This window comes from Bacillus sp. JJ634 (assembly GCF_036962285.1).
GTDB classification, from domain to species: domain Bacteria; phylum Bacillota; class Bacilli; order Bacillales; family DSM-1321; genus Peribacillus; species Peribacillus asahii_A.
In genome coordinates this window covers 42,460-48,810 of record NZ_JBALMU010000110.1, presented here as the reverse complement: position 1 = coordinate 48,810, position 6,351 = coordinate 42,460, and the positions used below count along the sequence as shown (strand labels likewise).

Genomic DNA, 6,351 nt, shown 5'->3' with positions numbered 1-6,351 from the left:
GCTCATGTTGCACTTTTTATAGTGTGTGTTCACTTTAAAAATTAACGTTGGCGCTTTGTTTTGTTCAGTTTTCAAAGAGCAATCATATCGTTTTTAGCGACTTTATCATCTTACCAAAACCAATCGTCGGTGTCAATATCTTTTTAATTTTTTTCTTAAAAAGCACTTTGCTGTAACAGCGACTTTTATAATATACCAGCCTGAAAATAATTCGTCAATGGTTTCTTTTTAAAAAATTATATTTCTTTATTACCTTTCTTTTTATTCATTGGCGTACTTCTCGTATATATCAGACATTCATGTTCTGAAGCAAATCGCTTAAATAAATTAAATAGGATTTTATATCGCTCATTCATTGCCCGCTTCACTAAATAATCGAGTCTGTCATCTTGTAAATCAAATAAAATTTCATCAAGCTCTCTTTTAATGACATATTCTAATTCTTTTTGTTCCATCTCATTTATCATTAATCCAATCATACCCTCACCTCACCTTTATCAAAGCATCTTATCCTATTTGTCAGGATTTTATAATCCAGCTGCAAGATAATTTGTGCATATCTCTTGAAACAACGAATAAGCTTGGAAGTAAGAGCTTGGGACGAGGTGATATCGATTGAAATTTTTTGTTGTATTAAATGCAAAGAACCTCAAACAATATTCTTTTATTCTAGTTATGGCCTTATGTTCAGCTTTATTTCTCTTTTTACAAAACAGCTTGCATACTCCTGTATTTTCTACTGAAGATGGACCAAAAGCGGTATATAAAGGGGAAAAAAATATTGCAATTACCTTTAATATCGGTTGGGGGGATGAAAAGGCGGGACCCATTCTTGAAACCCTAAAAGAAGAAAATATTCAATCTGCTACCTTTTTTCTCTCGGGGTCATGGGCAGAACGTCATCCAGATTTAGTAACCCAAATTGTAAAAGAAGGATATGAAATCGGATTGCTTGGTTACAATTATAAAGATTACTCCGATTTAGAGGACGAAGAAATTATACGTGACATTTCTAAAGCACAAGAAGTATTTACAAAAATGAATGTCAAAAATATCGAACTGCTTCGTGCACCTACTGGTCATTTTGATAAACGCCTATTAAAAATTAGCGAGCGATTCGGATTAACGGTTGTCCATTGGAGCGTAGACTCAAAAGACTGGACAAATCCTGGAGTTGACCAAATCGTGAAAAACGTCACGAAGAAAGCACATAAAGGAGATATTATTCTTCTTCATGCTTCTGATGCTGCAAAACAGACGAACAAAGCCCTTCCTATCATTTTGGATGAGCTGCGCCAGCGCAATTTAACCCTTGTCACGGTATCTGAAATGATTTCTAACTCTTCCGCTCAAAGTGAGGAAATTCAATGACGTGAGACTCATGAAGTGAACGTTTTCCTCCCGTTAATACACATCAAACAAAGGGTCAAAGTCTGTTGCTAACTTTGACCCTTTACTACATTTTTCATTTTTTTATCTACTTTTACCACGGTTCGCTTACTAGCCAACTCCTGCTGTGAACGATTAATTAGTCTATTTAAAATCAATAATTGATACGCATTGCAAAATAATAAAGGAAATAGCATGAAATAGAGCCAAGCCTCATCATTCCCCTTCAAAACAGGCGTCCATTCAATAATCGTTGCGACCACCATAAAGAATAAAGCTGGAATAAAGGCTTGTTTATTCGTTTGTTTCATTTTGAAATAAGCAACGATTAAGCCCGCTCCTAATAAAAATAGGGCTAATAATATGTATGGAGCTACTCCTTCACCTGATTCAAAATTCGTATAGCGTAAATAAATAAAATCTCCTAATACAAAGAGAAGTAATAAAATCTGCACCGCATTCCATAAGGAAACACTTTTAAAAATCCCCAGACCAAATCGATGAATCGTCAAATAAGCAAAGAAACCCGCTTGACTAATGACACTAAAAATTAAACCGACCCCAAACAACCAGATAAAGGTCGAAAAAATGGAGACTATTTGAAAAGAAGTAAAATAGCTTTGAAATTCATTCCATCGAACAATAAATCCAGCAAGTGCACCTGTAAAACCGCCAACAAGCAACGTTGTCATAAATAAGCGAACTACATTACGACTGTTCATAACAAACCTCCAATTTTTACTATTTTTTCTATTTAATTGTATCAATTCATTTTCTGAAAATCTAATATAATGGCGACTGTGCATAAAATTGATTGATTTAATCATATTAAAAGTAAGAAAACTGAAAGGGGCACTGCCGATGAAAAATGGAGTCGCTTTTTTGTTGATTTCGCTTTTCATCATTTGTACAGGCTGTAATCAAGAAGGTACGAATGAAAAAGTCGACTATGAAGAAACGAAGAAAATGGTTGTCGATATTTTAAAAACGGATGACGGAAAAAAGGCGTTACAGGAAGTACTCAAAGACGAAAGCATGAAAAATGAACTCATTATGAATGATGACACCGTAAAAACAACGATTGAAAGTACTCTCACTTCTGATAAAGGAAAAGAATTTTGGAAAAAAGCATTTGAAGATAATGAATTTACAAAGGCTTATGCTAAAGCTTTACGGTCTGAACATAAGAAAGTCTTAAAAGAACTTGCCAAGGATCCAGCCTATCGCACATTGATAGCCGATACGATGAAGGAACCTGATATTCAAAAAGAAATCACCAATATCCTCAAGGGAAATGAGATGCGGAAAATTTATAAACAACTCATTGTTGAAACAGGGGAAAGCCCGCTCGTGAAAGCAAAAGTTGAAGAAGCCATTAAGAAAGCTGCTACAGAAGCCGTCGAAAAACAGAAAAAAGAAGAAGGCGGCGAAGAAGGTGGCGGCGGTGGCGAAGAAGGCGGCGGCGAAGGATCATAATAAAAAAAGGGCTTGTCCTATAAGTCATTTAGTGACTATTAGGACAGCCCTTCTTTATTGTACTTAGAAAAGTCTAACTGCGCTGTAAAAACTCATCTGTTCCTTATTTCAATTTATTAATAACTTTCGTTGCGATATCTTCAAAAATCTTTCCGATTCGATGATCCGCTGCATAAATCGATGGAGCAAAATCTTCTTCATTCCAATCAGGCTGCTGTAGAGGTAACTGGCCCAGCACTTCTGTACGAAGCTCTTCTGCTAGTTTCTCTCCGCCGCCTTTTCCGAAAACATATTCTCTCTCTCCTGTCACTTTACTTTCAAAGAACGACATGTTTTCAATAACACCAATTACTTCATGTTCCGTTTTAATCGCCATGGCCCCTGCACGCGCTGCAACGAATGCAGCTGTTGGGTGTGGAGTTGTGACAATAATTTCTTTACAAGCTGGAAGCATCGTATGAACATCTAGAGCAACGTCCCCTGTGCCTGGCGGTAAATCTAATACTAAATAGTCTAAATTATCCCACTCTACTTCTTGGAAGAAGCTATTTAGCATTTTTCCAAGCATCGGTCCTCTCCAAATAATCGGAGCATTATCTTCTACAAAGAAGCCCATAGAGATAACTTGTACACCAAAGCGTTCCACAGGAATAATTTTTTCCCCGCGTACAACTGGTCGTTTTGTAATACCCATCATATCCGGTACACTAAACCCATAAATATCTGCATCGACTAACCCTACTTTTTTCCCTAAACGCGCTAACGCTGTCGCAAAGTTCACCGAAATAGTTGATTTACCAACGCCGCCTTTTCCACTCGCAATGGCAATAAATTTCGTCTTACTATTTGGAGATAATAAGCCAAGATCTTCTTCCGGCATACTTTCACGGTGTTTCGCTAGCTCTTCTTCAGAAAGTTCAGTGAATCGAATACCTACAGATGCTGCTCCAGCCTCTTTCAATAGCTCAACCACTTGCATTTGTAATTGCATTTGCTCAGATGTACCTGTTTTCGCAATAGCCAACTTCACACTTACATGATTTTTTTCAGGCTTTATTTTAATTTCTAATACACCATTTGTTTCTACTAAGCTTTTATGAAGAAAAGGGTCGTTTAACCCCTTTAATATATCCAGTACTTTCTCTTCTGTTAACAAGTTCGAGCACCCCTTCGTAAGTTGTTTTCTTTTACCAATAGTAGTATAACATACTACAGAATAAATACTTAATTGCCAAAACTCAAAACAAGAAAAAGAGCCTTTTTGCACCTTAAGGCTCTTCTTTTTCCGTTATCTTTTCCTCAGTTAAATAACGTAGTACTCCTTTATAAATCGAAGCTGCAATTTGCTCCTGATACTCCTCTTTCACTAAGCGTTCCCTCTCTTCAGCATTTGACAAAAAGCCAATCTCAACAAGTGCTCCTGGCTTCTTAGCGTAGTCCATTAAATATACTCGATTAATCGTTTTGGCATAACGGGATGTGTTCTCCAAGTTTCGAATAATTTCTGCCTGAATGAATTTTGCCAACTGTTCATTTTCTTCATAACGCTTAGTGTAAAAAGTTTGTGCCCCTTTCGAGCTTTTTGAGGGGAAAGCATTTAAATGAATACTGAGAAATAAGTCCGCTTCCGATTCATTAATTAACTCGACTCGCTTGCGTAAATCCTCACTTTTACGAAGATAAATCCCTTTCGTGTCTTTCGCTGCTAAATCCGAGTCATCTTCCCTTGTCAAAATGACTAATGCACCTTGTTCTTGCAAATAATCTCGTAGTTTTAACGTTACGTTTAGGGCAATATCCTTTTCCATTACATTGCCTATATTCGCTCCCCCGTCCATACCGCCATGACCTGCATCTAGCACGATAACTTTTCCAGATAAGGGTAAATTCCAAGCATTCCATGAATCATCTTCCACAAACTTCACTGTTACAATTAGAAAAAGAATGACTATACCTAACGCAAATCCTCCATACTTTAGCTTCCTTGTCATTTGCTCTCCTTCCATTTGCCCCTATACATTAAAAATATGGGACGAACTACGGAATTAGAACAAATTCTAGCTTCAGTGCAGTTTCATTTTATGACGCTTTTCCCCTGTTTTAAATCCATCCTTCCACCAGGCCTCTACATATCCTTCACAGCGATAATAGAGCCCTTCTTCAAAATTCTCATTTGAGCCAATCTTGCCCCAATAGCGAATAAAATGAAACAACGTATCAACCAAATACTTCTCCTCTTGAAAGCATCGTGCCCTTACCTCTTCTTCAGACTCTCCATAATAACCAAATTTGCTATAATGCGCTCCCAGTAAAAAGGCTTCTATGGCGATATCTAAGCACCCTTCCTCCACCACATCTATGTAGCCTTTATCAAAGTACTGTACAAAACGCGTTTTGACCTGTTCAAGCGATAGCTCTCGAAGGATTCTCCGCTCATACTTAATCTGCTTCTCCCTCTGCCGCTCCTGTAAATCCATAATTACATTCACAATTGTCACCCCCATTTCCCGAGATTCGGGATAAGAATAGTTTTTACTTCCGCTTCAGACACATGCTTATCAATAGTTGGCAAAGTAGCTAAAATCGTCCCACCCCTCTCTCGTTAAGGATTCAACATGTCATCCATCGCTCGAATAGCTATTTCAATAGGCAAAATAAAAAGGAAAGAAGCTAAACCTCTCCCTTTTTTTATCCTCTATCCATTCCAGTTCTCTCAATCCCTGTACAATCACTTTAAATAACTTACATAAACGGCTCTCTGTAAAAACACGACCTCTTTTTCTAGAGCGCTGGTTGTTCTTAGCAATGATTTCATTTCTCTTTTCAATGTATTGATTTCATTTTGCATATCTTTTATCAGTTTGTCTTGCTCAATTTGCTGTTGTTTGACTCGTTCTTCTTCAAATATAGCATGTTCTATTTCAATCGCTACCCCAGCGGCAGATATAAGATCCCCAATAGTGACAAGTATCGCACCTATTAAAGCAAAGGCAAAGGCAAGATCTAATTCTGATTCGGAATTGCCAGTAGTTCCTGAATTGCCGTTAGTTTTTGTATTATTAGTTCTTGAATTACTATTAGCTGCGGACCTTCTTTGGACTCCTTGATTTAATATTTCTCCATCTTCACCTAGCTCTTCTTCTACTTCTTCTACTCCTTCTAGTCCTAACATAATGCCAGTAACCGTAATAATATTCCCCAATGAAACAATCATTGCACCAAACAGGTCGAGCTTATCACCGAACTGAGGAGGAAGGGCATCAAAGAATTCTTCTTGTTTCCACTCGCTCAACGTTTAACCACCTTCTTTAGCGAAAAGAAATGGTAACACACCTCTTAATTACAATCGCAATACAAACTATTTGTTCTAAATCGATAACCTAAATCACCTTTCCCCACTATAAGGTATGAATGCCCATAAGAAACGTTCATACATTTTAACATAATTAAATTCTATGAGATAAAATAAGGTGGTACTCAACCTAT

The 6,351-nt window shown here is 37.3% G+C and carries 8 protein-coding genes; 2 read left to right on the top strand and 6 right to left on the bottom strand.

Annotation, left to right across the window (positions count from 1 at the left end; genetic code table 11):
* Window positions 1-236: 236 nt before the first annotated feature.
* On the bottom strand, window positions 237-479 hold the full coding sequence (locus V7068_RS16275; RefSeq protein WP_499713664.1) for a hypothetical protein: 243 nt from the start codon (window positions 477-479) through the stop codon (window positions 237-239).
* A 136-nt stretch (window positions 480-615) separates the two neighbouring features.
* On the opposite strand from V7068_RS16275, the gene pdaB reads away from it, so the two are divergent.
* On the top strand, window positions 616-1,371 hold the full coding sequence (pdaB, locus tag V7068_RS16270; RefSeq protein WP_499713663.1) for a polysaccharide deacetylase family sporulation protein PdaB: 756 nt from the start codon (window positions 616-618) through the stop codon (window positions 1,369-1,371).
* A gap of 68 nt (window positions 1,372-1,439) precedes the next feature.
* Here the strand turns inward: pdaB and V7068_RS16265 are convergent, their stop codons facing one another.
* A complete protein-coding gene (locus V7068_RS16265; RefSeq protein WP_499713662.1) occupies window positions 1,440-2,111 on the bottom strand; it encodes a KinB-signaling pathway activation protein in 672 nt (223 codons plus the stop codon).
* 139 nt (window positions 2,112-2,250) lie between these two features.
* On the opposite strand from V7068_RS16265, the gene gerD reads away from it, so the two are divergent.
* On the top strand, window positions 2,251-2,865 hold the full coding sequence (gene gerD / locus V7068_RS16260; RefSeq protein ID WP_499713661.1) for a spore germination lipoprotein GerD: 615 nt from the start codon (window positions 2,251-2,253) through the stop codon (window positions 2,863-2,865).
* A 103-nt stretch (window positions 2,866-2,968) separates the two neighbouring features.
* On the opposite strand, the gene salA is transcribed toward gerD, so the two are convergent.
* The 4 genes from salA to V7068_RS16240 all read right to left on the bottom strand — a co-directional run bounded on the left by salA (window position 2,969) and on the right by V7068_RS16240 (window position 6,157).
* Entirely contained in the window at window positions 2,969-4,021 is a 1,053-nt protein-coding gene (gene salA, locus V7068_RS16255; protein ID WP_499713660.1) for an iron-sulfur carrier protein/transcriptional regulator SalA, read from the bottom strand.
* Window positions 4,022-4,133: 112 nt separating this feature from the next.
* Window positions 4,134-4,856: an N-acetylmuramoyl-L-alanine amidase CwlD gene (gene cwlD / locus V7068_RS16250; protein WP_127758686.1), complete on the bottom strand. Its 723-nt coding sequence runs from the start codon at window positions 4,854-4,856 to the stop codon at window positions 4,134-4,136.
* A 72-nt stretch (window positions 4,857-4,928) separates the two neighbouring features.
* A complete protein-coding gene (locus V7068_RS16245) occupies window positions 4,929-5,354 on the bottom strand; it encodes a DUF2521 family protein (protein WP_252292562.1) in 426 nt (141 codons plus the stop codon).
* A 239-nt stretch (window positions 5,355-5,593) separates the two neighbouring features.
* Window positions 5,594-6,157, bottom strand: a complete 564-nt coding sequence (locus V7068_RS16240; RefSeq protein ID WP_499713659.1) for a hypothetical protein — start codon at window positions 6,155-6,157, stop codon at window positions 5,594-5,596.
* Window positions 6,158-6,351 lie beyond the last annotated feature (194 nt).

Coding starts and splice junctions, on each gene's coding strand:
- V7068_RS16275 (WP_499713664.1), bottom strand. CDS start 479: ATGATTGGATTAATGATAAATGAGATGGAACAAAAAGAATTAGAATAT.
- V7068_RS16265 (WP_499713662.1), bottom strand. CDS start 2,111: ATGAACAGTCGTAATGTAGTTCGCTTATTTATGACAACGTTGCTTGTT.
- gerD (WP_499713661.1), top strand. CDS start 2,251: ATGAAAAATGGAGTCGCTTTTTTGTTGATTTCGCTTTTCATCATTTGT.
- cwlD (WP_127758686.1), bottom strand. CDS start 4,856: ATGACAAGGAAGCTAAAGTATGGAGGATTTGCGTTAGGTATAGTCATT.